This window comes from Streptomyces sp. NPDC002156 (assembly GCF_053593675.1).
The window spans coordinates 1-24,468 of sequence record NZ_JBSFDA010000038.1; the positions used below are offsets into that span (position 1 = coordinate 1).

At 70.8% G+C, this 24,468-nt stretch carries 21 protein-coding genes; 8 read left to right on the forward strand and 13 right to left on the reverse strand.

Annotated features, from left to right (window positions below; translation table 11 throughout):
* Positions 1–126: 126 nt before the first annotated feature.
* Positions 127–2,154: an NPCBM/NEW2 domain-containing protein gene (locus tag ACWCRB_RS17940; RefSeq protein WP_450997019.1), complete on the reverse strand. Its 2,028-nt coding sequence runs from the start codon at positions 2,152–2,154 to the stop codon at positions 127–129.
* 210 nt (positions 2,155–2,364) lie between these two features.
* Here ACWCRB_RS17940 and ACWCRB_RS17945 point away from each other — a divergent pair, with 210 nt between their 5' ends.
* Entirely contained in the window at positions 2,365–2,568 is a 204-nt protein-coding gene (locus tag ACWCRB_RS17945; RefSeq protein WP_389348262.1) for a hypothetical protein, read from the forward strand.
* A gap of 142 nt (positions 2,569–2,710) precedes the next feature.
* A complete protein-coding gene (locus tag ACWCRB_RS17950) occupies positions 2,711–3,766 on the forward strand; it encodes an NUDIX hydrolase (protein ID WP_450996956.1) in 1,056 nt (351 codons plus the stop codon).
* Between the two features lie 179 nt (positions 3,767–3,945).
* Here the strand turns inward: ACWCRB_RS17950 and ACWCRB_RS17955 are convergent, their stop codons facing one another.
* Positions 3,946–5,301 carry a M20/M25/M40 family metallo-hydrolase gene (locus ACWCRB_RS17955; RefSeq protein WP_450996957.1) on the reverse strand — a complete coding sequence of 452 codons (1,356 nt, stop codon included), beginning with the start codon at positions 5,299–5,301 and terminating at the stop codon, positions 3,946–3,948.
* A gap of 135 nt (positions 5,302–5,436) precedes the next feature.
* On the opposite strand from ACWCRB_RS17955, the gene ACWCRB_RS17960 reads away from it, so the two are divergent.
* Positions 5,437–6,645, forward strand: a complete 1,209-nt coding sequence (locus ACWCRB_RS17960; protein WP_369032011.1) for a geranylgeranyl reductase family protein — start codon at positions 5,437–5,439, stop codon at positions 6,643–6,645.
* A gap of 25 nt (positions 6,646–6,670) precedes the next feature.
* Here ACWCRB_RS17960 and ACWCRB_RS17965 read toward each other — a convergent pair whose 3' ends face one another.
* Positions 6,671–7,126: a nitroreductase family deazaflavin-dependent oxidoreductase gene (locus tag ACWCRB_RS17965; protein ID WP_450996958.1), complete on the reverse strand. Its 456-nt coding sequence runs from the start codon at positions 7,124–7,126 to the stop codon at positions 6,671–6,673.
* 186 nt (positions 7,127–7,312) lie between these two features.
* Between ACWCRB_RS17965 and ACWCRB_RS17970 the strand changes: the two genes are divergently transcribed.
* The 3 genes from ACWCRB_RS17970 (at position 7,313) to ACWCRB_RS17980 (ending at position 10,034) form a co-directional block, all read left to right on the forward strand.
* Complete coding sequence (locus tag ACWCRB_RS17970) at positions 7,313–8,020, forward strand: TetR/AcrR family transcriptional regulator (protein WP_450996959.1); 708 nt, start codon at positions 7,313–7,315, stop codon at positions 8,018–8,020.
* 92 nt (positions 8,021–8,112) lie between these two features.
* On the forward strand, positions 8,113–9,372 hold the full coding sequence (locus ACWCRB_RS17975; protein ID WP_450996960.1) for a sensor histidine kinase: 1,260 nt from the start codon (positions 8,113–8,115) through the stop codon (positions 9,370–9,372).
* Positions 9,369–10,034 (forward strand): response regulator, encoded by a 666-nt coding sequence (locus ACWCRB_RS17980; protein ID WP_450996961.1) that lies wholly within the window; start codon positions 9,369–9,371, stop codon positions 10,032–10,034. The genes ACWCRB_RS17975 and ACWCRB_RS17980 overlap by 4 nt, the downstream gene beginning before the upstream one ends.
* On the opposite strand, the gene ACWCRB_RS17985 is transcribed toward ACWCRB_RS17980, so the two are convergent.
* The 3 genes from ACWCRB_RS17985 to ACWCRB_RS17995 all read right to left on the reverse strand — a co-directional run bounded on the left by ACWCRB_RS17985 (position 9,995) and on the right by ACWCRB_RS17995 (position 12,874).
* Complete coding sequence (locus ACWCRB_RS17985; RefSeq protein WP_450996962.1) at positions 9,995–10,318, reverse strand: DUF6332 family protein; 324 nt, start codon at positions 10,316–10,318, stop codon at positions 9,995–9,997. The two genes, ACWCRB_RS17980 and ACWCRB_RS17985, sit on opposite strands and share 40 nt — an antisense overlap.
* A gap of 76 nt (positions 10,319–10,394) precedes the next feature.
* Entirely contained in the window at positions 10,395–11,882 is a 1,488-nt protein-coding gene (locus ACWCRB_RS17990) for an MFS transporter (RefSeq protein WP_450996963.1), read from the reverse strand.
* A 119-nt stretch (positions 11,883–12,001) separates the two neighbouring features.
* Positions 12,002–12,874, reverse strand: a complete 873-nt coding sequence (locus ACWCRB_RS17995) for an alpha/beta fold hydrolase (protein ID WP_450996964.1) — start codon at positions 12,872–12,874, stop codon at positions 12,002–12,004.
* 203 nt (positions 12,875–13,077) lie between these two features.
* Between ACWCRB_RS17995 and ACWCRB_RS18000 the strand changes: the two genes are divergently transcribed.
* Positions 13,078–13,875 carry a VOC family protein gene (locus tag ACWCRB_RS18000; RefSeq protein WP_450996965.1) on the forward strand — a complete coding sequence of 266 codons (798 nt, stop codon included), beginning with the start codon at positions 13,078–13,080 and terminating at the stop codon, positions 13,873–13,875.
* A 219-nt stretch (positions 13,876–14,094) separates the two neighbouring features.
* Here ACWCRB_RS18000 and ACWCRB_RS18005 read toward each other — a convergent pair whose 3' ends face one another.
* Positions 14,095–15,315 (reverse strand): MFS transporter, encoded by a 1,221-nt coding sequence (locus ACWCRB_RS18005; protein ID WP_450996966.1) that lies wholly within the window; start codon positions 15,313–15,315, stop codon positions 14,095–14,097.
* A 244-nt stretch (positions 15,316–15,559) separates the two neighbouring features.
* Here ACWCRB_RS18005 and ACWCRB_RS18010 point away from each other — a divergent pair, with 244 nt between their 5' ends.
* Positions 15,560–17,017 carry an MFS transporter gene (locus tag ACWCRB_RS18010; protein WP_450996967.1) on the forward strand — a complete coding sequence of 486 codons (1,458 nt, stop codon included), beginning with the start codon at positions 15,560–15,562 and terminating at the stop codon, positions 17,015–17,017.
* Between the two features lie 194 nt (positions 17,018–17,211).
* Here ACWCRB_RS18010 and ACWCRB_RS18015 read toward each other — a convergent pair whose 3' ends face one another.
* The 6 genes from ACWCRB_RS18015 to ACWCRB_RS18040 form a co-directional block, all read right to left on the reverse strand.
* Positions 17,212–17,529, reverse strand: coding sequence for a hypothetical protein (locus ACWCRB_RS18015; protein WP_450996968.1), 318 nt, complete (start codon positions 17,527–17,529; stop codon positions 17,212–17,214).
* 34 nt (positions 17,530–17,563) lie between these two features.
* Positions 17,564–19,915: a CoA transferase gene (locus tag ACWCRB_RS18020; RefSeq protein ID WP_450996969.1), complete on the reverse strand. Its 2,352-nt coding sequence runs from the start codon at positions 19,913–19,915 to the stop codon at positions 17,564–17,566.
* On the reverse strand, positions 19,912–20,886 hold the full coding sequence (locus tag ACWCRB_RS18025) for an enoyl-CoA hydratase/isomerase family protein (RefSeq protein ID WP_450996970.1): 975 nt from the start codon (positions 20,884–20,886) through the stop codon (positions 19,912–19,914). Before ACWCRB_RS18025 ends, ACWCRB_RS18020 begins: the two co-directional genes overlap by 4 nt.
* Positions 20,887–20,957: 71 nt before the next feature.
* The gene (locus ACWCRB_RS18030) at positions 20,958–22,073 is read right to left on the reverse strand and encodes a M24 family metallopeptidase (protein WP_450996971.1); all 1,116 of its coding nucleotides are present in this window, start codon (positions 22,071–22,073) and stop codon (positions 20,958–20,960) included.
* Complete coding sequence (locus ACWCRB_RS18035; RefSeq protein WP_450996972.1) at positions 22,063–23,274, reverse strand: M24 family metallopeptidase; 1,212 nt, start codon at positions 23,272–23,274, stop codon at positions 22,063–22,065. Before ACWCRB_RS18035 ends, ACWCRB_RS18030 begins: the two co-directional genes overlap by 11 nt.
* Positions 23,275–23,301: 27 nt before the next feature.
* Entirely contained in the window at positions 23,302–24,465 is a 1,164-nt protein-coding gene (locus ACWCRB_RS18040; RefSeq protein ID WP_450996973.1) for an amidohydrolase family protein, read from the reverse strand.
* Positions 24,466–24,468 lie beyond the last annotated feature (3 nt).

The window sequence follows — 24,468 nt, forward strand, 5'->3', positions numbered from 1 at the left end:
GGGGTGGGTGCAGGTGTCGGCCGGAACGGTCCTTCATCGGCCGACACCCGCACCCCCTCTCTTCCCTCCCGGGTCGGCTGAGCGCGGAAACGGTTCAGTGGTCGTGAGTGCCGGCGACCGTCCGGCTCAGCAACTCACCACCGCATCCGCCCAGTCCGCGTGGTCCGAGTCGATCCCGTCGCCGCCGTCGGTCACGACCAGGCGGATCGTGCGGGCGCCCGTCACGTCCGCCGAGAGGTGTTCGGCGGGCATGGCGTTGGTGAGGACGCCGGTGGAGGCGACCTTCGTACCGTCCGCCCAGATCTCGAAGGCGACGGTGCCATTGGCGCCCTTCTCGTCGTCGACGCCCACGTCCGCGGTGACCGTCTCGCAGGTCGTTCCCGTGTAGAACTCGACGGCGCTTGCCGCGTGGACGCCGAGTCCCTTGGCGTACACCGCACCGCCGACGGTGATCGGGTGTCCGTCGCCCGCCGCGCTCTCCCCGTTGCTGGTGTTCCGTTCGACGGGGCCGTACCCGTTGGTCGCCGACAGCCACGGCAGGTCGCCGAGAGATGAGATGCCAGCGGGCGGCGCCACCACCACGGACGCGGTCAGCGGCAGCGCGCTGTCGACGCGTGCGCCGGCCGGTGACCGGTAACTCGCCCTGAGCGCAAGGTCGTACGAGCCTGGGGGTGTCCCCTGTGCAGGTGTGAGCGTCCACCTTGTGCGCAGGGACGCGCCGGGTCGTACGACGGGGGCGTTGGTCGGGGACTTCGCGCGAACTGTCCATCCCTCGGGGGCTGTCAGGGCCACCGAGACACGGGTGGCCGGGGTGCGGCCCAGGTCGGTGAGCGTCGTCGTGAGGGTGGTCGGGGTGCCCGCCTCGACCAACAGGGCGTTGTCGAGGGCGAGTTCGACGGAGGGCGGGTACTGGGACCAGCGCCGGTCGGTGGCCACCCGTACGAGGACCGTGCCGTGTGCCGGGACCGTCGCCGAGACGGTGCCCGCGGTGTTGTACGTGCGGTGCTGCCACAGGTCGCGCAGGGTGTACGCGTCGGCGGCGGGCAGGCCGACGGCCGCCGCGGTCGTCGCGATCCGCTTGGCGCTGCCGGTCTCGTTGAAGAGGGCCACCGTGCGGCTGCCGTCCGCCATCTCCTTGGCGACGACCCAGCCGCCGCCCTCGGACGAGACGACCGTGCCCTGTCGGCCGAGCGGGTCCTGGTCGACGGCGACGACCTCGCGGTTGCCCAGGATGTCGAAGGTCTCGTCGGACGCGGACCGCAGGTCGGAGCCGATGAGGAGGGGTGCGGCCATGATCGCCCACATCGAGAAGTGGGAGCGGTACTCGGTGTCCGTCATGCCGCCGTTGCCGACCTCCAGCATGTCCGGGTCGTTCCAGTGGCCGGGACCGGCGTACCGGTCGAGCGGCAGGTTCCTCTTGAGGATCGACAGCATCGAACCCCAGGTGTCGCTGATGTCCCCGGTCGTACGCCACAGCTGGCCGACGTCCGCAGCCCACTCCCAGGGCTTGTTCTGGCCCCACTCGCAGATGCTGTAGACGATGGGCCGGCCGGTCGCCAGGAGCGCGTCGCGCATGGTCGTGTAGCGCAGCTTGGCGTCCACACCCTGGTTGTTGCAGTTGTCGTACTTGAGGTAGTCGACGCCCCAGTCGGCGAACTGCTGGGCGTCGCTGTACTCATGGCCCAGCGCCCCCGGGAACCCGGCGCTGTTGCACGTCTTCGTGCCCGCGCTGGTGTAGATGCCGAGCTTGAGCCCCTTGGCGTGCACGTAGTCGGCGACCGCCTTGATCCCGTTGGGGAATCGGACGGGGTCGGGCACGAGCTTCCCGTCGGCGTCGCGCTGCGGCAGGGCCCAGCAGTCGTCGAGGTTGACGTACTCGTAGCCGACGTCCTTGAGGCCCTTCGCCACGAAGATGTCCGCGATCCCCTTGACCATGGCCTCGTTGAACTCCGCCCGGCAGTGCGTGGAGTTCCAGTTGTTGAAGCCCATCGGAGGGGTGAGTGCCAGGCCGGCGGTCGGAGCGGGAAGGGCGGGCGTGGCTTCCGGGGGAGCGGCCAGTGCCGGGGCGGTGAACCCGGCGGTGAACAGCAGAGTCGTCGCGGCTAATGCTCCGATCACTCTGTGACGGGTTGTGCGGGTGTGAAGGTGACGCATCATTACGTTCCTCCGTACTCGCGAGATATGGGATGACGTCATGTCCGCGTCATCGGTGTGCGTTCACGGTAGGCCGTATACCGGCGGGCAGCCAGACCTCCGATGTCCGGGGGGCTCGGCAGGAGTCGGGCTGGAGCCGGACCGGGGTCGGACCGGAGCCGGAGTCGATCAGGGCGTGACCCCGGCCCCGGTTCCGCAGTTGATCCGGGCATGAAGAAGCGCAGCATGCTCGCCATCGCCTCCCTCGCCACCGGGTTCGTCGTCGCGGCGATCACCCCGTCCCACGGTCTCGGGGCCGACGCCCTGGGTGATCTGAACGTGGACGACACGCTCAGTGCCCTCGACCACACCGTCGCCAGCGACAGCCTGGCCGTGGACGACGACGCGCTGGGAGGCGACAGCACCACTGGCTGACGTGCCGTAAGTGGTGAAAGTGGCGCCGGTGTCCCGTGAGACGGGGCACCGGCGTCACTGTGTCGGCGGCCTCAACGTGATCTGGTTTCCGTGGCAGGGTGGAGCGGGCAAGCCTCAGGGGTCCAACAGAAGAGGGGGAAACGTGATCGTCTGGGTCAACGGCGCGTTCGGTGCGGGGAAGACCACCACCGCACGAGAACTGATCGAACTGATCCCGAACAGCACGCTCTTCGACCCCGAGGTCATCGGTGGGGCACTCGCACATCTGCTGCCGCCCAAGCGCCTCGCCGAGGTCGGCGACTTCCAGGACCTGCCGATCTGGCGGCGGCTCGTCGTGGACACCGCGGCCGCCATGCTCGCCGAGCTGGGTGGCACCCTCGTGGTGCCCATGACGCTGCTGCGACAGGAGTACCGCGACGAGATCTTCGGCGGTCTCGCCGCTCGCCGGATCACGGTCCGGCATGTGCTCCTCGCCCCGGCGGAAACGATCCTGCGCGAGCGAATAGCCACCCGGGAGGTCCCACCGGACCTCCCCGACGGGGAGATACGGGTACGGCAGTGGTCGTACGACCAGATAGAGCCGTACCGGACGGCGCTCGCCTCCTGGCTCACCGCCGACGCCCACCCGGTCGACACCAGCGCCCTCACTCCGTACGAGACGGCCGTGCGGATCGCCGAAGCCGTCAGCGCCGGAACAGCGCCGGTGTGCGACATCGTGCAGACCCCGGAACCCACCGGCGAGACGGTGGCCTCCGGGGTCCTGCTGTTCGACGAGCAGGACCGGGTGCTGCTCGTCGACCCCACCTACAAGGCGGGCTGGGAGTTCCCCGGCGGGGTCGTCGAACGGGGCGAGGCTCCCGCGCGCGCGGGCATCCGCGAGGTCGCCGAGGAGACCGGCATCCACCTCACCGACGTACCCCGTCTCCTCGTCATCGACTGGGAGCCGCCCGCGCCGCCCGGCTACGGCGGACTGCGCCTCCTCTTCGACGGCGGGCGCCTCGACAGCGCCGAGGCCGGCCGGCTGCTGCTCCCCGGCCCCGAACTGCGCGACTGGCGCTTCGTCACCGAGGAGGAGGCCGCCGGCCTGCTCCCGCCGGTCCGCTACGAGCGCCTGCGCGGGGCGCTGCGGGCGCGCGAGCGGGGCGCCGCGCTCTATCTGGAGGCGGGGGTGGCGGTGGGGGAGGTCGAGGTGGAGTAGGCCCGGGGCCGGTCGACGCAGGTGAGCGGGGTCCGGCCCGCCGGCCAGCCCCCGGCCCTGCCGTCCGGATCACGGCGACCGCAGCCACGGCGCCGTACGCCTGCCGGTGTGCGGGGAGGCGCCCCTGGCCAGGGGCGCGACCCGCCGGGTGGCTGCGGGCGCCGGTTCTTGCGGGTGGCTCAGGATGCCGCGTAGCTCTGGAGGAACAGGGCCTCTGTTACCGACAGGCGTTCCAGTTCTTCCGGGGAGACGCTTTCGTTCACCGCGTGGATCTGGGCCTCCGGCTCGCTCAGGCCGATCAGGAGGATCTCCGCCTGGGGGTAGAGCGAGGCGAGTGTGTTGCAGAGGGGGATCGAGCCGCCCTGGCCCGCGTACTGCATCTCCTGACCCGGGTACGCGATCGCCATGGCCTCGGCCATCGCCGTGTACGCCGGGCTGGTGGTGTCGGCTCGGAACGGCTGGCCCTGGCCGATCTGTTCCGTGCTCACCCGCGCGCCCCACGGCGTGTGCGCCGTCAGATGCGCCTCCAGGAGCTTGACCGCCGCCGTCGCGTCCACGCCCGGCGGCACCCGCAGGCTGACCAGCGCGCGGGCGCTCGCCTGCACGGACGGGGTGGCGCCGACCACCGGCGGGCAGTCGATGCCGAGGACCGTGACCGCGGGGCGCGCCCAGATGCGGTCGGCGACCGAGCCGGAGCCGATCAGTTCGACGCCGTCGAGCACCTTGGCGTCCTTGCGGAACTGCTCCTCGTCGTACGTCAGTCCGTCCCACGACGTCTCGTCCTTGAGCCCGTCGACCGTTGTCGAACCGTCCTCGGCACGCAGGGAGTCGAGTACGCGGATCAGCGCGGCGAGCGCGTCGGGCGCGGCCCCGCCGAACTGGCCCGAGTGCAGGTTGCCTTCGAGGGTGTCGATCCGGAGGCGTACGAGGGTCATGCCGCGCAGGGTCGCGGTGACCGTCGGCAGACCGACGCGGAAGTTGCCGGAGTCGCCGATGACGATCGAGTCGGCCGCCAGCAGCTCGGGGTGTTCCTCGGCGTACCGCTCCAGACCGCCCGTGCCCATTTCCTCCGAACCCTCGGCGATCACCTTGACGTTGACCGGAATGCCGCCGTTCGCCTTGAGGGCGCGCAGCGCGAGCAGGTGCATGATGAGGCCGCCCTTGCAGTCGGCGGCGCCGCGTCCGTACCAGCGGCCGTCTCGCTCGGTCAGCTCGAACGGCGGGGTGACCCAGCCAGCCTCGTCGAGGGGCGGCTGCACGTCGTAGTGGGCGTACAGGAGGACGGTCTTCGCGCCCTCGGGGCCGGGCAGGTAGCCGTACACGGACTGCGTGCCGTCCGGGGTGTCGAGCAGGGCCACGTCCTGGAAGCCGTCGGCCCGCAGCGCGTCGGCGACCCAGTTCGCGGCGGCCTCGCTCTCGCTCTTCGGGAACTGCTCGAAGTCCGCCACCGATTTGAACGCCACCAGTTCGGTCAGCTCCGCCCGAGCCCTCGGCATGAGGGAGGCGACGGTCTCGGCGACCGGATTCGAGGACATGGGCACGCTCCTTGTGGGTGCGACGTTGTACGGAGGAAGTCCTGTGATCCTCCCACAGCGGACTGTGGCGACGCCCGCCGTAGGATGCGGAGGAACAGGTGCGGCAGGCGCGTGGATCAGGAGCAGCAGACCATCGTGAGCAGCGAGAACTCTTCGGCGGACGACGTGGCGCGGGTGTGGGACGTCGTTGTTGTGGGTGCGGGACCCGCGGGGGCCTCGGCCGCGTACGCGGCGGCGGTCGCGGGCCGCACAGTGCTGTTGCTGGAGAAAGCGGAACTGCCCCGCTACAAGACATGCGGCGGCGGGATCATCGGCCCCTCGCGCGACTCCCTGCCGCCCGGTTTCGAACTGCCCTTCCAGGACCGGGTGCACGCGGTCACGTTCTCCAACAACGGCCGTTTCACCCGCACCCGCCGCTCCAAGCAGATGCTGTTCGGTCTGATCAACCGGCCCGAGTTCGACCAGCAGCTCGTCGAGCACGCCCAGAAGGCGGGCGCCGAACTGCGTACGGGCGTCACGGTGTCGCGGGTCGAGCAGCACGGCTCGGCGGTGCCGGACCGGCGGACGGTCGCCGTCGTGCTGCAGGGCGGCGAGACCGTGCTCGCGCGTGCAGTTGTGGGCGCCGACGGCAGCGCCAGCCGCATAGGAGCACACGTCGGGGTGAAACTCGACCAGGTGGATCTCGGCCTGGAGGCGGAGATCCCGGTGCCGGAGACGGTCGCCGAGGACTGGCAGGGGCGGGTGCTCATCGACTGGGGCCCGATGCCCGGCAGTTACGGGTGGGTGTTCCCCAAGGGGGACACGCTGACCGTGGGCGTCATCTCCGCGCGCGGTGAAGGCGCGGCCACCAAGCGGTACTTGGAGGACTTCGTCGCCCGGCTGGGGCTGGCCGGCTTCGAACCGAGCATCTCCTCCGGCCACTTGACGCGCTGCCGGGCCGACGACTCGCCGCTCTCGCGCGGCCGGGTGCTGGTCTGCGGGGACGCGGCGGGCCTGCTGGAGCCGTGGACCCGCGAGGGCATCTCGTTCGCGCTGCGCTCGGGGCGGCTCGCGGGGGAGTGGGCGGTCCGGATCGCGGAGGCGCACGACGCCGTGGACACGCGCCGCCAGGCCCTGAACTACGCGTTCGCGATCAAGGCGGGGCTCGGCGTCGAGATGGCCGTCGGCCGGAGCATGCTGAAGGCGTTCGAGCGGCGCCCCGGTGTCTTCCACGCCGCCCTGACCGGCTTCCGCCCCGCCTGGAACGCCTTCCGGGACATCACCCGAGGCTCCACCTCACTCGGCGAACTGGTGCGCACCCACCCGATGGCCGGGCGCGCCCTGACCGCGCTCGACCGGCCCTGACCGCCGTACAGGTCACGCGGGGTGTTCACGGTTTGACGGTGATCCGGAAGACGGGGTGCTTGGGGGCGGCGGCGAGCAGTTCCTCGTCGGTGGAGTCGGCGTTGACGTCGCCGAAGAAGCGCCCCACCTCCCAGCCCCACTTCTTGAGGTAGGTGCGCAGCACGACCGCCTTCTCCGCGTCCGGCAGCTCGACCGCGGTGAACTCCTGCACCCGGCGGCCGACCTTGAGCCGTCCGCCGCCGGCGGCCCGCATGTTCCGCACCCACTCGGAGTGCCCGCGCGCCGAGACGAGGTACGGGCCGCCCTCGTACGGCAGCGGGTTGACGGGCACCTTGCGCCACTCGCCGCTCTTGCGGCCGAGCACCGACAGCTCGGCGCTGCCCATGAGGCTCACGCCGCGCCGTGCGAGCCAGCCGATGAGGTTGTTCGTGGCCCGGTCGAAGGCATTGGGCTTGATGTAGTGGGCCGACGGCGACGACATGGTGTCCTCCGGGAGTCAGGTCGTGCGTGGAATCAGGTCGTACGAGAGCGGTGCTTGCGAGAGCACTGCTCTCGCTTGAGAGCAGTCTGTCGGAGATCGGTGATCCAAAGCAAGAGCACTGCTCTCTTTTTAGTTCGGTGCTCTCGTTTGTGTGCACTGCTCCGAAAACGTGGAACACTCGCACGTATGAGCACCGCACAAGGAGCCCGCGCCCGCGCCCGGATCGAGGTCACGTCGGCGATCAAGGACGAGGCGCGCAGACAGCTGGCGGCGGAAGGCGCCGCCAAGCTCTCGCTGCGCGCCGTCGCCCGTGAACTCGGCATGGTCTCCTCCGCGCTGTACCGCTACTTCCCCAGCCGTGACGACCTGCTGACCGCTCTCATCATCGACGCCTACGACTCCCTGGGCCAGGCCGCCGAGACCGCCCACGCAGCCGTCGCGGACGCCGGCGCAGGCCCGCTGCGCCGCTGGGTCGCGGTGTGCGAGGCGGTGCGCGGCTGGGCGCTCGGGCATCCGCACGAGTACGCGCTGATCTACGGTTCGCCGGTCCCCGGCTACAAGGCGCCCGACACGACGGTGCCGGCCGCCTCGCGCGTCGGCCTGCTGCTGATCGGCATCGTGCGGGACGCCCATCGCAGCGTCGGTGTGGCGCGTACCCCGGTCCCCGCCGAACTGCGCCCGGAGGCCGAGCGGTTGGCCGCCGACCTCGCCCCCGACCTTCCGGCGGAGGTGGTGGCGGCGCTCGTCGCGGCCTGGGCCCAGGTGTACGGGCTGGTCGGGTTCGAGCTGTTCGGCCAGTTCAACCGCGTGGTGGAGGACCGGGAGACGTTCTTCCGGCACTCCGTGAGCCGGATCGCGCACGGGGTGGGGCTGGTGTTCCCGGAGAAGCGGTAGACGACCGGCGGCCTCATACTTCCCGGGGAGTACGGCTGGTCACCTCGCCCGGCGGACGCCGTCGCCGCGTGGTGCCGTCTAGCGTGGCTGACATGGACGAGCAGCGCGTACGCGGACGCGAGGGAGGCCCGCCCCGGTGGTGGGGGCAGGGGCCGCCGTGGGGGAACCGTGGTGACGGGCAGGGCGGGTCCGGGACGGACCAGGACGTCGGCCGGTGGCCCTGGCGTTCCACCGTACTGCTGACGGTCTTCGTGCTCGCCGGTTCGAAGTACGCCGCCGAGCAGCAGGTGGGCGAGCGCGCCGACCTGGACCTCTTCGCGCGTGTCCTGCTCGTCGTCGGCTCGGGACTGCTGCTGTGGCGGCATCGGCACCCGGTGCTGGTCGCCTTCGGCACCGCGACGGCCGCCATGATCTATCTCGGTGCCGGATATCCGTACGGGCCGGTCTTCCTGACCGTCGCGCTGGGCTGCTTCAGCGCTGTCGTCGCCGGGCACCGCAAGGCGGCGTGGGCGGCCGTCGGGATGCTCTGGGCCGGGCATGTGCTGATCGCGCACTGGCTGTACCGGTGGCTGCCGCCGTCCGGGGACGAGCCCGCCGCCTGGGGCCAGGAGATCGTGGTCGCCGCCTGGGTGGTGGCGATCGTGGCGGTCGCCGAGCTGGTCAGGGTGCGGCGGCAGCAGTGGGACCGGGAGCGGGCCGAACGCGCCCAGGCTGCCCGGCGGCGCGCGGACGAGGAGCGGCTGCGGATCGCGCGCGAGTTGCACGACGTACTCGCGCACAGCATTTCGGTCATCAATGTGCAGGCCGGGGTCGGTCTCGCGCTGCTCGACTCCGACCCCGAGCAGGCCCGTACCGCGCTCACGACCATCAAGGCGGCCAGCAAGGAGGCGCTCGGGGAGGTGCGTCAGGTGCTCGACACGCTGCGTACGCCGGGTGACGCGCCGCGCGCTCCGGCGCCGGGGCTCGACCGGCTGCCCGAGCTGGTGGAGCAGGCGGCCGGGGCAGGGTTGACCGTCGAGGTGCGGGGCGAGGTGCCGAAGCTGCCGCCGGGTGCCGATCTCGCCGCCTTCCGGATCGTGCAGGAGGCCCTCACCAATGTCGTACGGCATTCCGGTTCGCGGCACGCGCGCGTGCGGGTCGATGCGGCGGACGGCGTCCTGCGGCTGCGCGTCGACGACGACGGGCCCGCGACCGGCGCCGACGCGGGCGGCAGTGGGAACGGGCTGGCGGGGATGCGGGAGCGGGCCGCCGCCCTCGGTGGCACGATCGAGGCGGGGCCGCGCGCGGACGGCGGTTTCCGGGTGCTGGCGGTGCTGCCGCTCAAGGTGACGACGGTGAAGGAGGACCGGTGATCCGTGTACTGCTCGCCGACGACCAGTCGTTGGTCCGCGCGGGGTTCCGGGCGCTGCTCGACGCACAGCCCGACATCGAGGTGGCCGGGGAGGCCGCCGACGGGGAGGAGGCGCTGCGCGGCGTACGCGAACTGCGTCCCGATGTCGTCCTGATGGACATCCGGATGCCCGTCCTGGACGGGCTCGCCGCGACCCGCAGGATCACCGACGACGCCGAACTGAACGACGTCCGGGTGGTCATGCTGACCACCTTCGAACTCGACGAGTACGTCTTCGAGGCGATCCGCTGCGGTGCCTCCGGCTTTCTGGTGAAGGACACCGAGCCGGAGGAACTCCTGCGCGCCGTACGGGCGGTGGTCGCGGGCGACGCGCTGCTCTCGCCCGGGGTCACCCGGCGCCTGATCGGTGAGTTCGCCGCCCGCTCGAAGGAACCGGCCGCCGCCGACGCCCTGACCCGGCTCACCGAGCGGGAGCGGGAGGTGATGGCGCTGGTCGGCATCGGCCTGTCCAACGAGGAGATCGCCCGCCGTCTGGTCGTCAGCCCCCTCACCGCCAAGACCCATGTGAGCCGCACGATGGTGAAGCTGGGCGCCCGGGACCGGGCCCAACTGGTCGTGCTGGCCTACGAGTCGGGGTTGGTCAGGCCGGGCTGGCTCGGCTGAGCCGCGACACTGTTGTCGGTCTCGCGGGTGAAGCGGTTCAGTACGCTCACCACGCGCACCGCGAACAGGACGGCGCCCAGCGTCGCTCCGGAGGCGACGAGCACGTCCTGCACGGTGTCCGGCAGCCCGAAGACCCACGCCGGTCCGGCCACCGCCCCGAAGACGACGGCAGCCAGGAACAGGGCGCTGCACAGGGCGTATCCGATCTCCACGGTGACCGCGTCCCGCCGAGCCTGGGAGCCTCGCGTACGGCCCTGCCCCAGATGTCCCCCGTAGTTGTCCATCCGGCGAGTGAAACAGGCGGATGCCCGGCCGGGCAAGCAGCCCCGGCCGGGCACGGATGCTGGAGAGGTCCTCCGGTCAGTCGCGGGCGGCCACGCGCTCGGTCGTCGTGTTCTCCTGCTGCTGAAGGGACTTGGCGACGACGACGGACTGTCCCGGCCTCCGGGTGCGCAGCCCGGGGAGTGTGACCAGCAGGCCGGCGAGGGCGATGCCCGTCACCACGATCAGGCCTGGGCGGTAGGCGTCGAGGACCCCCTGCGGTGAGGGGTTGTCGGGCGTGCCTGCGGTGACGACCGCCGTCACGACGGCCAGGAAGATCGCGCCGCCGACCTGGACCGAGGTGTTCAACAGGCCGGAGACCATGCCCTGTTCATGGTCGTCGACGCCGTTCGTGGCCTGGATGTTGAGCGACGGGAAGACCAGCGCGAAGGCCCCGCCGATCAGCACCATCGACGGCAGGATCAGGGTGGCGTAGCTCGGGTCGAGACTGACGCGCAGGAACAGGGCGTACCCGGTGATCATCAGGGCGAAGCCCGCCACGATCAGCCGCTGGGTGCCGAACCGGTCGACGATCGCGCCCATCTTCGTCGCGGACAGGGCCACGATCGCCCCGGCGGGCAGGAAGGCGAGCGCCGTGTGCAGCGCCGACCAGCCGAGCAGCGACTGGAGGAACAGGGTTACCAGGAACTGGAATCCGACATACGAGCCGAAGAGCGCCATCGCACCGAGCTGGGCGCGGATCTGGGGTCCTGAGCGCAGCACACCGAGCCGGATCAGCGGTCCGGCGGAGCGCTGTTCGACGCGGACGAAGACGGTCAGCAGCACGGCGACGGCGAGGAAGGAGAGCAGTGTGCGGGCCGATGCCCAGCCGACCTCCGGGGCCTGGACGACGGTGAAGACCAGCAGCAGCATCGAGGCGGTGCCGAGGATCGCGCCGGGGATGTCGTAGCCGTTGTGGTCCTTCTCGCGTTCGCTGCGCGGCAGCAGCTTGAGGCCCGCGAACAGGGCGAGGACGGCGACCGGCGCGGGGAGAAGCATGGTCAGGCGCCAACTCGCCTCGGTGAGCAGGCCGGAGAGCACCAGGCCCATCGAGAAGCCGGTGGCCGCGCAGGTGGTGTAGATGGACAGAGCCCGGTTGCGCAGCGGGCCCTCGGCGAAGGTCGTGGTGATGATGGACAGGCCGGCCGGGGCGGTGAAGGCGGCGCTGAGTCCCTTGATGAAGCGGCTGGCGATCAGCAGCGGGCCCGAGTCGACGAGTCCGCCGAGCAGTGAGGCGAGCGCGAAGACGCCGAGGGCCACCAGGAACACCTGACGGCGGCCGAGCAGGTCGGCGGTCCTGCCGCCGAGGAGCAGGAGTCCGCCGTATCCCAGGATGTAGCCGCTGACGATCCATTGCAGCGTCGAGGTGGAGAGGCCGAGTTCGGAGCCGATGGACGGGAGCGCCACGCCGACCATCGACACGTCCAGCGCGTCCAGGAACATCGCGGCGCAGAGCACCAGCAGGGTGCCCCACAGGCGGGGAGTCCAGCGTCCGTCGGTCGCCGGAGTGGTGAGCGGAGAGGTCATGCGGAGACAGTACATGCATGTGCATCGAATGCAAATGCATTTAATGTTTACGCAACAAAGGCTCGGGTGGTGGCAGGTGGGTGTTGTGGGCGGGCTCCGTTCGAGGTCGTGGTGGTTCTCTAGCTGAGGAATTTCTCGGTGGTCTCCACGAACCGGTCCGGGTCGTCCAGCCACGGGAAGTGCCCGGCACCTGGCTGGACGACCAGTTCGGCGTGCGGGAACAGGCCCGGGATCTCGGTCATCGCGGGCGGCGGGGAGTTGAGGTCGACCTCCCCGGCCAGCACCAGGACCGGTGAGGCTAGGCGGGCAAGTGCCGCCCGGGTGGCCGCCGGGTCGAAGGCGCCCTCGGAGGCGAAGACGGCCGCGGCCTCGTCGTTGCGCTGCCGGTCCTCCGCGGCGCGGTGGGCACGGGCGGCCTCGTCCCAACGGCCGTACCAGAACGGGGCGATGACCTGGAAGGTGTCGGCGCCCGCCCGGCCGGCGACGAGTGCCTCCAGGGCCGCGAACGCCTCCGGGAACCAGGGCTCGTCCCGGCGCAGTCGTGCCGTCGCGACCCGGACGTCCCCGGCGATGGTGATGCCGAGTGCCAGGACGCTCGGGGTGACCAGCGCGAGCCTGCCGACCCGCTCGGGGTGACGGGCCGCGTACAGCAGGGCCAGGTTCGTGCCGGCGGAGTGGCCGAGCAGGTCCAGCCGGTCGAGGCCCAGGTGCTCGCGCAGGGCCTCGACGTCGTCGACGAGGCGGTCGCAGCGGTAGGACGCGGGGTCCTGCGGTGCGGCCGAGCGGCCGGTGCCCCGGAGGTCGAGCATGATCAGGCGGCGGTGCGCGGACAGGCCTCCGAGGTCCCCGAGATAGACGGAGTCCTGCATCGGGCCGCCGGGCAGACAGACCAGCGGCGGCCCGTCCCGCTCCTCGCCGAGCACTCGACAGGCCAGCTCGGTTCCGTCGTACGCGGAGAAGTGCATGGAGGAGGGTGCGGGGGAGGCGGGCATGGCCCGGACTCTCGCAGGGGTGCTGTGGTCCGGCAACCGGGTTTCGTGGCGTGAGCGAAGACAGGGAGGGACTGTGGGCGAGGTGTGACTGAGGGGCCGGGTTGGCTGCGCGGTGGTGCGGGCCGTGCCGTGAAGCGTCGACGCGCGATTGTCAGTGGCGGGTGTCAGGCTGATGGCACAACGATCTGCGAAAGGGAATCGCCGTGATCACCACCGACCTCGCTCCCGGCTCCCCCTGTTGGCTCGACCTCGGCACCCCCGATGTCCCCGCCACCGCGGCCTTCTACGGCGCGGTGCTCGGCTGGGAGTACGAGTCCATGGGCGCGGGGGAGGACATGGAAGGCGGGATGTTCCGGAAGGACGGCAAGGTCGTCGCCGGGCTCGGCAAGCTGACGGAGGAAGGCGCTCGCTCGGCCTGGATGATCTACTACAGCGTCACCGACGCGGACGCCACGACCCAGGCTGTGGAGCGCGCGGGCGGGACGGTGCGGTTGGCGCCGAGAGACCTCGACGACTGGGGGCGGATGGCCCAGTACAGCGACCCGCTGGGGGGTCAGTTCGCGGTCTGGCAGGCGGGCAAGAACTCGGGGTTCGAGCTGGCCGACGCGCCGGGCTCCCTGACCTGGACCGAGCTGTACACGCGTGACGCGGCTGCCGCCAAGGAGTTCTACGGCGGTGTCTTCGACTGGTGGTACAGCGAGATGGAGATGCCGGGTGGCGGGGGCGCGTACACCCTCATCACCGCTCCCGGGCTTCCCGAGGAGCGTATGCAGGGCGGCCTGATGCAGGTCCGCGAGGAGGATCTCGCCCTGGCGGACGGGCGGCCGTACTGGCATCCGGTCTTCGCGGTCACCGACTGCGACGCCGCGGTCGCCAAGGTCACGGAGAACGGCGGCAGCGTGCAGATGGGGCCCGTGGACGCGGAGGGTGTCGGCCGGCTGGCCGTGTGCCTCGATCCGGCGAACGCGGACTTCGTGGTGCTGGCTCCGGCCGAGGGCTGAGCCCACGGGGGCGCGAGTCCGGTGGGTGGGGCCTGGGTCGGGGGCGACCCGGCGCGCTGCGGGAACCGGGGCCGGGGTGCCCCCTGGCGTCGGCATCGTCTGTGACCCCGGCGGCACGCTGTTGTCCGCGCGCCGCCGGGACGAAACCGTCCGGCCCCGTGGATCGAAGCGGTCGTCAGCGGCGGCCACGACACCCTGGTGAAGTCTCGGCCCCGGACATCACGACGCCGATGTCGCACGCCGGGTGACAAAGCCGATCACGGCTGCCGTGGCGGCCAGCGCCGCGACGCTGGTGAGGGCGGCGGGGAGTGAGAACCACTCCGCCATGAACCCGATGGCGGGTGGTCCCAGAAGCATGCCGCCATAGCCGAGCGTGGACGCGACCGCGACTCCGTCGGGACCGGCCAGCGCGCCCGCGCGTTCGATGGCGACAGGGAAGAGATTGGCGAGACCGAGCCCGGTGATCACGAAGCCGACGAGCGCCACCCACAGGGACGGGGCGAGCGCACCCAGGAGCATGCCGACGGCGGCGGTCGTGCCGCCGGATATCAACGTACGGGTCTGGCCCAGCCGTTCGAGCAGCCTCGTGCCGGTGAGCCGGCCGATGGTCATGGCGAGTGCGAAGCAGGAATAGCCGACGGCCGCGACGCCCGGAGACGCGTGCAGATCCTGTTCGAGGTGCAGGGCGCTCCAGTCGGCGAGGGCTCCTTCGCCGTATGCCGTGCACAGGGCGATCAGGCCGAAGACGATGACGAGTCCACGGGTGTGGGTGTCCAGACGCTGCGGCACCGCCTCCCTCTGCTCTTTCTGTTCCTTCTCCACCGCGCTCTCCCGTGGTACCGGGGGCTGGATGCGCAGCAGGGTGCGGCCCGCCAGGGCGGTGACGCACAGTCCGATCACGGTGAGGCCGAGCAGGTGTCGCGTGGGGGACAGTGCTCCGGCCACGAGTCCGCCGAGCCCGGCGCCGATCATGCCGCCGAGACTGAACGCGGCGTGGAAGCTGGGCATGATCGGCCGTCGCAGGGCCCGCACCAGGTCGACGGCGGCGCTGTTGAAGGCGACGTTGATGCCGCCGAAGGCCATGCCGAAGATCAGCAGGACGGCGCCGAGTGCCGGGGCGGAGTGGGTCAGCGGCGGCAGGGCGACGCTGAGGGAGAGGAGGACGGCGCAGGCGACGGTGACCCGGTGGTTGCCGTAGCGACGGCAGAGGCGGCCGGTGAGGATCATCGTGACGACGGCTCCGCCGGAGACACCGAGAAGAGCGAGGCCCAGGGCGCCGGCGGAGGCGTCGGTCTGTTCCTTGATGGCCGGGATACGGACGACCCAGCCGGCGAAGACGAAGCCGTCGAGGGCGAAGAACACGGTGAGGGCGAGGCGGAGCCGGCTGAGGTCGTGGCCCGGCACGGCGTTGTGCGTTCGGGCTTTGTTTATTTGCGGCACAAAGTCAGGCTAGGGGGCTGATCGAGGTGGAGCAAGGGCGCCGACGGCCCCCGAGGCGCCCCTGACAGTCCCTCACCACTCAGCGGGACCTGTCTTTGGCCGCCGGTCCACGGCGCTGTCACGCTCCGAGGCGAACCGGTCCTCCCACGGGAGCAGCGGCCCAGTCCCCGGGTCGGTTCCTGCCGCCGGAGAGACCTTCAGAGCAAGGCGATCACTCCCCACCGCCCAACTGAGAGAGACCGAGATGTCAGCATCTCCAGAAACCAGTACCGGTGTCCGCCGCCCCTTCCGTTCCCTCCCCGTTCTCCTAGGACTTCTGGTCCTCGCGGGCGCCGTCAGCGGCTTCGCGGCGACCGCGATGGTCGGCGCGCTTCCCGCGCTGATCGCCCACTTCCGTACGACCCTCAACCACGCCGGCTGGGCGGTGACCGCGTTCATTCTGGTCGCCGCCGTCTCCGCGGTGTTCTGCGGCCGACTCGGTGACCGCCACGGACGCCGCAGGGTGCTCGTCGCCGTACTGCTGGTCTCCGCGGCAGGGTCGGTCACCAGCGCCTTCTCCACGGACACGCTTGCCGGGGTCGTCACCGGCCAAGCGATCGCGGGCGTGTCCGGCGGCGTCCTCCCCCTGTGCTTCGGCCTCGCCCGAGAAACCGTTCCGCGCAAGCAGGTGCCCGTAGTGGTCGCGATGACCGTGGCGGCCGCGACACTCGGCGGAGCGACGGGTGCCGTCGTGGCCGGTCCGCTGATCGATTCGGCGGGCTGGCGTTACCTTCCCGTCGTCGCCGGTGCCGCCGCCCTGCTCTCCGCGATCGGCTGCTCGCTGCTCCCTCGCTCGAACGCGGTCGCCGGAGCGAGGCGCGTCAACTGGCTCGCGAGCGTGCTGCTGATCCCGGCGATCACCTTGGTGCTGTTCGGCGTTCAGAACACCATGACCCGGTCCTGGTCGGACAGCCGCACGATCGCCGCGCTCACGGTCGGCGTCGTGCTGCTGGCGATCTGGTGGACGTGGGAACGGAACGTCGAGCGCCCCATGATCGACGTGCGTCGCCTCGCCGGGCGGAGGTCCGTACTGACCATGCTCGCGACCACCGTGCTCGCGGTCGGCATCGTGGGTGCCACCGGTCCACTCCTCCAAGCACTCATGCGGACCCCGGAGATGGCACCGGTCGGCCTCGGCCTCAGCGCGTCCGAGGCGGCATGGGTCCTGTTCGGCATCGCGGGGCTCGGCTTCCTGCTGTCCCCGGTGAGCGGCTGGACGGCCGCGCGTGCGGGTGGTCGGCGGACGCTGATCATCGGCAGTGTCTTCGGTCTGGCCACCGCGTTCGGCCTCGCGCTGTTCCACGAGACGCTCACGGGAGTGGTCGTGTCGGTGGCGTTCCTCGGTGTTGCGACGTCGTTCGTCCTGGCCGCGATCCCGATCCTGATCATCGAGGACACACCGGAGGAGGACACCGGCGGGGCCACGGGGCTGAACATGGTCGTGCGGACGGTGTTCACCATCGGGGGTACGTCGGTCGTGGCGGTGTTCCTGAGCGACTCACTCGTGCCTGGTACGCCGTTCAGTACCAGCGACGCGTACATGCGGGGCTTCGCCCTTGTCGGGGTCTGCTCCGCCGTGGGATTCGTCCTCGGGCTGTTCATCCGGTCGGGAGAGCGCGCTGGTGTCGAGGTGCGCTCGGGGGTTCTGGCGACGAAGGCGTGAGGCGTTGGGTCCCGTACCCGGACCGTCTGCTTTACCCGGGTGCGGGACCTCGGCGGCGCAGCGTCGGTCAGGTCCGCGGAGAGCGCTGGAACGTGCTGCGTCGTGCAGTTCGCGGGCCGTGAGCCCGCCCACCAGGGTGCGGTCGCCGAACCCTTCGGTCGCCATGTCGAGGAGCATCGTGAGGTCCATGCGCGTCAGTCCGACGCGGGCAACGGTTTGGCGCTCTTCACGGTCAGGGGCACACCGCCGAGCGCGAGGGTGCCTTGACCGGGTCTGGTGCAGAGCAGTTCGACTGTGCCGTCCTCGGTGGCGTAGCGCTTGCCGAGGAGGGTTCCGGCCGACTGGGCGGGGTCGAGGGGCTGTCCGGTGCCGGGGTCGTCCTGTGCGGGGTCGACCATCGGCGCGCCTCCGCAGGTCACTTCCCGGTCACCGGCTGCCCAGCGGACGACGACCACGCTGGTGCTGTCCACCGTGCTCGCGAGCATCATCCCGATCCCGATCCGTGGTGTCATCGCGACTCGTTCCTTCCTTTCCTTCTTCTTCGTTCTAGCGGGTCGGTGTCCGGCCGATGACCCCGTCGGCCTCCAGTGCGGCGATCTCCCGCTCCGTGAGCCCGAGTTCGGTCAGCAGGTCGTGGTTGTGCTCGCCGAGCAGCGGGGCACGGCGTACACGGTCGTGGGAGAGTCGCGCCGGCCAAGTGCTGTAGCGGGCGGGGCCGCCCACGGGGTGGTCGACCTCCTCGAAGAAGCCGCGGAACCGCAACTGCTCCAACTCGGCCTGGCGATGCGGTTGCAGCACCTTGCCCACCGGGACACCGGCGGGCCAGAGACGGTCGACGATCACGTCCGCGCCGCGCTCTCCGCACCAGGCCGCGAGATGCCCGTCGATGGCGTCGTGGTGCGAGTGGCGCCCGTCGGCGGTGGACAGATCCGGGTCCATCGTCCAGTCGGGGCGGCCGAGGGCGTCGCACAGCGCCTCCCACTGGCCGTCCGTGGCCACGGCGATCGCCACCCAGGAGTCCCTGCCGCCGAACTCGTCGGTGTCCGCGGTGAGATAGAGGTTCTGTGGGGCCGCGGTCGGCCCCCGGTTTCCGGCCCGTTCCAGCAGTGCGCCGTAGGCCGAGTACTCGATGACCTGCTCGGCGGCCACGTTGAGCGCGGCGTCGACCATCGCCACCTCCACCAGCGCTCCTTCGCCGGTGCGGCGCCGGTGCTCCAGGGCCAGCAGGAGTCCGTTCAGGGCGTGGACGCCCGCGTTCGGGTCGCCGATCGAGTAGGGCTCGACCGGATTCCCGTCGGGGTGGCCGGTGAGCCAGGTCAGTCCTGCCGCGTCCTCGATGACGTAGGCGAAGGCGGCGTTGTCGCGCCACGGTCCGTCGAGGCCGAAGCCGGGCATCCGGACCATGATCGTGTCGGGGCGGGCGGCGCGTACCGCCTCGTAGTCCAGGCCGAGTTGGTCCAGGACCCGCGGGGTGTAGTTCTCGACGATCACGTCGCAGGTCGCGGCCAGTCGGCGCAGCAGGTCCCGGCCCTGTTCGGTCCGGATGTCGAGCGTCAGGCTCTTCTTGCCGGTGTTGAGGCCCGCGAAGATCGGCGACCTCTCCCACCACTGGTCGACGGAGGGCGCCACGCCCGCGATCAGGCGGGTTCCGTCGGGTCGCGAGGTGGATTCCAGATGGATCACCTCGGCGCCGAGCAGGGAGAGGGCGTGCGTGCAGGAGGGGCCGGCCCAGAAGGCCGTCATGTCCAGGACCCGCAGGCTGCTGAACGACAGTCCGGTGTCCTTCTTGCCAGGCGCGCGCTGTGCGACCCGGCGGCTCTCGGTGTGCTCGCCGAGGCGTGGAGCCGGGGCCGCGGGCCGTAGCCGGGCGGGCTCCAGGCGGAAGGGAGGAGCGGGCTGGAGGAAGCCGTCGCGCGGGTTGGGCAGGAAGCTCCGGCGCGCCTCGAAGTGGTCCATGCCCGGAGCGTTGGCACCGTTGACCACAGCGGAGTTGGGGATGCGGAACGCCGTGGCCAGCTCGCGGATCTCGGCGACCGTGCGGCCGGAGATCCACTCCTGGACGACCGGCGCGACCTCGGTGGCCCGTTGGACTATCGAGAACGGGTTTTTCTCGTCGATCCACTCGGGGTGGCCGACCATCGCACAGAAGTCGAAGAACTGCTGGGCTGTCGAACAGCCGAGCGCCACGAGTCCGTCCTTGGCGGTGGCCACGCCCGGCATGTTCAGCCTGCGGGTCTGCTGCCACGGCCGGTCCAGCATGTCCCAGAACGTCACCGGGTGGTAGGTCAGGGACAGGACATGGGCTTCGAGCATGGAGAGGTCGACCAGTTCGCCCGTGCCGGGAGCGCGCAGTCGTACTGCCATCGTCGCGGCGGCGGCGTACGCCCCTGACACCCAGTCACCGGCCTGGCCCCCGACGAAGACCGGCGCCAGGTCCGGCGCGCCGCGCCCCAGTCCGATGATTCCGCCGGACCAGGCCTGCAGGGTGAACTCGGTGGCGGCGCGGTCGCGCCACGGTCCCTCAAGTCCGAACGGCGTGATCGACGTGACCACGAGGTGAGGGTGGGTGCGGTGGATCTGCTGCGGGGACAGCGGCGAGCCCGGCGACCACACCACTACGTCCGCCGATTCCAGGAGCCCTCGTATCAGGTCCGGTTCGCCGACGACGCTCTCCTTCGAGCAGGCCAGGAAGCTGAACAGCGCCCCGTCGTCGCCGGGTTCGATCGTGGCGCCGGACGCCGACCACCGTCGTAGCGGATCGCCTTGCGGCGACTCGACCTTGACGACCTCCGCACCGCCGTCGGCCAGCAGCTTCGTGCAGTAGGCGCCGGGGATTCCCGTGGACAGGTCCACGACGAGACAGCCGCTGAGCGGCGGTTCGACGGGAGTCGGACTCATGAGCCGCCGCCTTCCCGCTTGCGTCCCGACTTGCTGAGGCGGAAGTCCGGCGGGAACCGGTCGTCGTTGCCCCTGACCGCGTTGGCGATCCCGCCGTCGACCGTCTCCTCGTTGAGCATCAGGTCGTTGCCGTCGGCCCGGGCGATGCCTCCGATCGACTCGAAGAGACCCGTGAGCAGCGAGCCCATGTACTCGCCCTGGTGCTGCTTGAAGATCTCGAAGAACACCTTCTGCATGAACACCGTGTCGGTCGGCCGGGTGCGCGCGCAGGCCAGTGCGTACTTCTCCACCTCCGCCTCCAACTCGCCCCGGGGGACGACGCTGTTGAGGAAGTTGCACTCGTACATCTCCTGCGCGGTGAACGGCCGGCCGGTGAAGACCATCTCCTGGAACTTCCGCAGGCCCATGGTCTGGGCCCAGGTCCACATCCGGGGCGCCCAGCCGATGTACCGGAAGGAGGGGTGGCCGAAGAGGGCGTCGTCGGAGGAGATCACCAGGTCGGCGTCGGCGGCCTGGTAGAAGTGCCAGCCGTAGCAGTAGCCCTTGACCTCCAGGATGCTGATCTTCTTGAACTCCTGGAGGCTGCGGCAGCCGCCCGGGGGAGTCGCGTACCACTGGGCGGGGGTGCCGCCGTAGCGGTAGGAGTCCTTGGGGGGATAGCGGACGTCGTCGTCCTCGCCGATGCCCTGCTCCGCCAGGAGCGGTCCGGAGGTGGGCGCGGCGTGCATCTCCATGGTCTCCGCGATGTCGGCGCCCGAGCCGAGATCGTCGCCGACGCCCCGGATCACCAGGACCTTCACCTCGTCGTCGACGTTGGCCCGGTGCAGCAGCTCCGCGAAGCGCAACCGGGCCGCTGCGGTAGGGGCGTTGAGGGCGTCGGGCCGGTCCAGGGTGAGCGTGGCGATCTTCGTCTTGGGGTCCTTCTCGTAGCGGATGATCTCCTCCGCCGAGGGACGCGTGGTGTCAGCCATGTACTGGGGTCCTTTCCCCGGCTGTGCGAGGGCGGGTCGGGGTCGTGGGGCTCCGGCCCCGACCCGCCGGACTAGGGTTTCCAGACGGGGCTCGACGTGAGCAGTTCGGCTCCGTCGTCGGTGATGAGCACGGCCTGGCGTCCCAGGACGGCTCCTACGCCCTCCTGCCAGACGTAGCCGGTCACGGCCAGCGCCATGCCGGGTTCGAGCCGTTCCTCGGCTGCCGTGGCAGGCAGGCCGGAGGCGACCACGGGCGGGTCGAAACCCAGGCCCAGGCCACGGGCGACGGGCATCGGGGGCAGCGGCTCGCCTGCCGTGTCGTATGCGGCGAGCAGGTCGGCGGCCGGTGCGCCGGGACGACAGGCGTCGAGGAGCCGGGCCCACAGCTCGTCCCAACGCCCGTACAGGGAACCCGGGTTCCCGCCTTCGGCCGGCCAGGTACGCGCGACCTCGCCGATGTATCCACCGGCCACCACTCCCGAGGTGAAGGCCACGAGGTCGCCCGCGCCCACCCGCCGGTCACTGTTCACCTTCCGCCACGGGTGTTCCCGGGAGGTCACCCAGGCGACCTCCTGGGTGGCCGGGGTGCTCACACCTCCGGCCGCGGCGGCCTCCAGCAGTACGCCGGACAGGTGCTGCTCGGTGACGCCCGGCCGCAGTTCGGCCACCGCCTTGGCCAGACTGGCCTCGGCCACCCCTATGGCCTCCCGGAGGGCCACCACCTCCTCGGGCGTCTTGACCCGGCGGGCGGCACGCATGGCCGGTTCGCCGTCGACCAGCTCGGCGGCGGGGAAGGCGTAGGGCAGGAGCTGGGCGAAGGTGGGCGAGATGGTGTCCGTGCCCACCCGCCGTGCCGTGGCCGTTCCCTCGATGCCCTGGAGCGCCGTCACCCAGTTCATGGGGTTCCAGGTCAGGCCGTAGAGGTGCTCCCGGGGGATGTCGTCGGGCACCCCCTCGTCCCAGGTCATGAGGGCGTGGACGGCCCCGGTGGCGCGGACCACCACGGCGCCGGGGAAGAAGGGATGGGTCCCCGCGGTCCACAGTCCCGGGGAGCCGGTGACGTAACGGACGTTGGCCATGCGGGCGAGGACGAGGACGTCGAGGTCGTGGGCTTCCATGTGTGCCAGCGCGCGTTCCCGCCGCCCGAGGCGGAGAGCGCGGTCGTCCGGCAGGACCTCAGTGGCCATAGGGGGCGTAGGTGTAGTCGGTCAGGGCCGTGAAGCCCTCGTCCTCGATCACGAGGACCTCCTCGCTGCGGTAGCCGCCGGTGCCGTCCTCCCAGACGACGGGTTCGAGGACGAGCACCATGCCTGCCTGCAGCACCAGTTGCTCGTCGAACTCCTCGCCCAGGTCGGTGCCGACGAAGGGCATCTCGGCGGGGTCGGTGCCCATGCCGTGCGCCAGGTAGAAGTGGGGAAGCCAGGGCTTCGTACCGCCGTTCGCGGCGATGGCGGCCCTGGTCAGGTCGGCGGCTGTGGCGCCCGCGCGCAGTACGTCCTTCACCGCGGAGTGGATCTCCCACCACCTGCCGAACTGCGCCTGCTGGCGCGGGGCCGGATCCTGCCCGACGATCCAGGTCCGGCCGAAGTCCGAGCAGTACCCGGCGTAGCTGATGCTCACGTCGGTCCACAGCACGTCGCCCCTGGCCAGCTCCCGCTCGGTCGTCAGCAGCGGAAGGGCCAGGTCACCGTGGGTGGTCCACACGCCGGCCTCCCTGGACTCCGGCATCACCTGCCAGATGGGGTCGAGTACGTTCGCCTGGGCGCCGTGCTCGTAGGCCTGGCGGACGAAACCGGCCGACAGGTCGATCTGGCGTATCCCGGGAGCCAGGGACCCCGCGATGTCGGCCATGGCCCGCTCGGTGATCCGCAGGGCGGTACGGATGCAGGCCAGTTCGTCGGGGGTCTTGGTGAGCTTCGCGGCGGCCAGAACGAGTGCGGCGTCGCTCGGCGGCCCGCCCGGGAAGAGCGACTTCTCCGCTCTGCGCATCGCTCCGGTCAGCTCGTCGGCGGCCACCGTCGCTCCGGCGGGTACGAGGCCGGCGATGACGGCCGCGAAGGTCCGTACCCCTTCGTCGTACTCCAGGTAGACCGGCGGGTGGACGTGGTCGGAGGGCAGCGGCGACTCGGCGGAGGTGCCCTCGCGGAACGGCATGAACAGATGGGCCCACGGATCGTCGGCCACCACCACGGCGACGGGACGGTCGGCGTGGGCCAGACCGGAGTCGCCGAGCGGCCAGCTCACCCCGGTCGCATAGCTCACCGCGGTGTTGCCGAGCAGGATCAGGGCGTCGACGCTCTGCTGGGCCATGGCGGCCCGCAGCTTCGCGCCGCGTTCACGGCCCATACGGGCCAGGTCGGGTTCGGACGGGATGTCGATGACGGTCATACCCGCCTCCGTAACAAGGTCGTGGAGCTACAGGCCGAGGTATTCCTTGATGTTTCCGCTGACGATGCGGGCGGCCTGCTCGGGACCGACGGCGTCCACCACCATGGCGACCGACTTCTCCGAGTAGCCGAACGTGCTCTCGTTGTGGGGGTAGTCGGCGGACCACATGATCCGGTCCACCCCGATGTCCTCCAGCAGCTTGAGACCGAGCGGGTCGACCATGAACGACGCGTACATGTGGTGGTCCCAGTAGTGCCGGATGTCGTGCTCCAGCGGGCGGTCCAGCATGTGCCGGTAGGAGGCGAGGATGTGTTCGGCGTCCTGGAGGGCGGAGGGAACCCAGTTCGCCCCTCCCTCGAACCACCCGATGCGCAGGCCCGGGTGGCGGTCGAGGATGCCGCTGAAGATGTACTTCGCCCACACCTCCCGGAACGGCGAGACGTTGACGACCATGCCGACGGCGATGGCGTTGGACTCGCAGGGGGCCTTCAGCGTGCTCTCGCCGATGTGGTGCGAGACCGGCAGCCCGGCCTCCTCGATCGCCTCCCAGACGGGACGCATGGCGGTGCTCGCGTAGTCGACGGGGTTGCCCTCCAGGTCGTTCCCCGCCGACAGCGGCATCAGGAACGTCCTGATCCCGAGGCTCTTGAGCTCCTCCAGGGTCCTGCGCGCACCCGCCCCGTCCCACCAGTTGATGAGCCCGACACCGTAGAAGCGGCCGTGGGAGCGTTCCTGGAGGCCCGCTATGTACTCGTTGTAGATCCGGAAGGTCAGCTCGCGGACCTCGGGGTCCGGGTAGAAGAACATCGCCAACAGCGCGTTGGGGAAGGCGAGTTCCCTGTCGATACCGTCCGAGGAGAGTTCCTCCAGACGGCCGTCGAGGTTGTCCGAGCCGGCGCCCATGAGCGGGTCGTACTGCATGAGGACGCTGCTGAACTCCTTGGGCAGGAACGACTTTCCGTCCATGCCCAACTCGTAGGCGCCGTCCTCGTACCAGATGCGCGGTGCCTGGTCCTTGAGCCGCTCGGGGAACCTCTCGACGAAGATGTCCTCCGCCAGCGAGATGTGGTTGTCGGCGGAGAAGATCTCGGTGCCCGGCGGGAGGTTCAGGGCGCTGCCTGTGTGCCCCTGTCGGTCCTTCGGCGCGCCGAGGCCCTCGGGCGGGTAGAGCGTGTCGGCTTGGTTGGACATCGT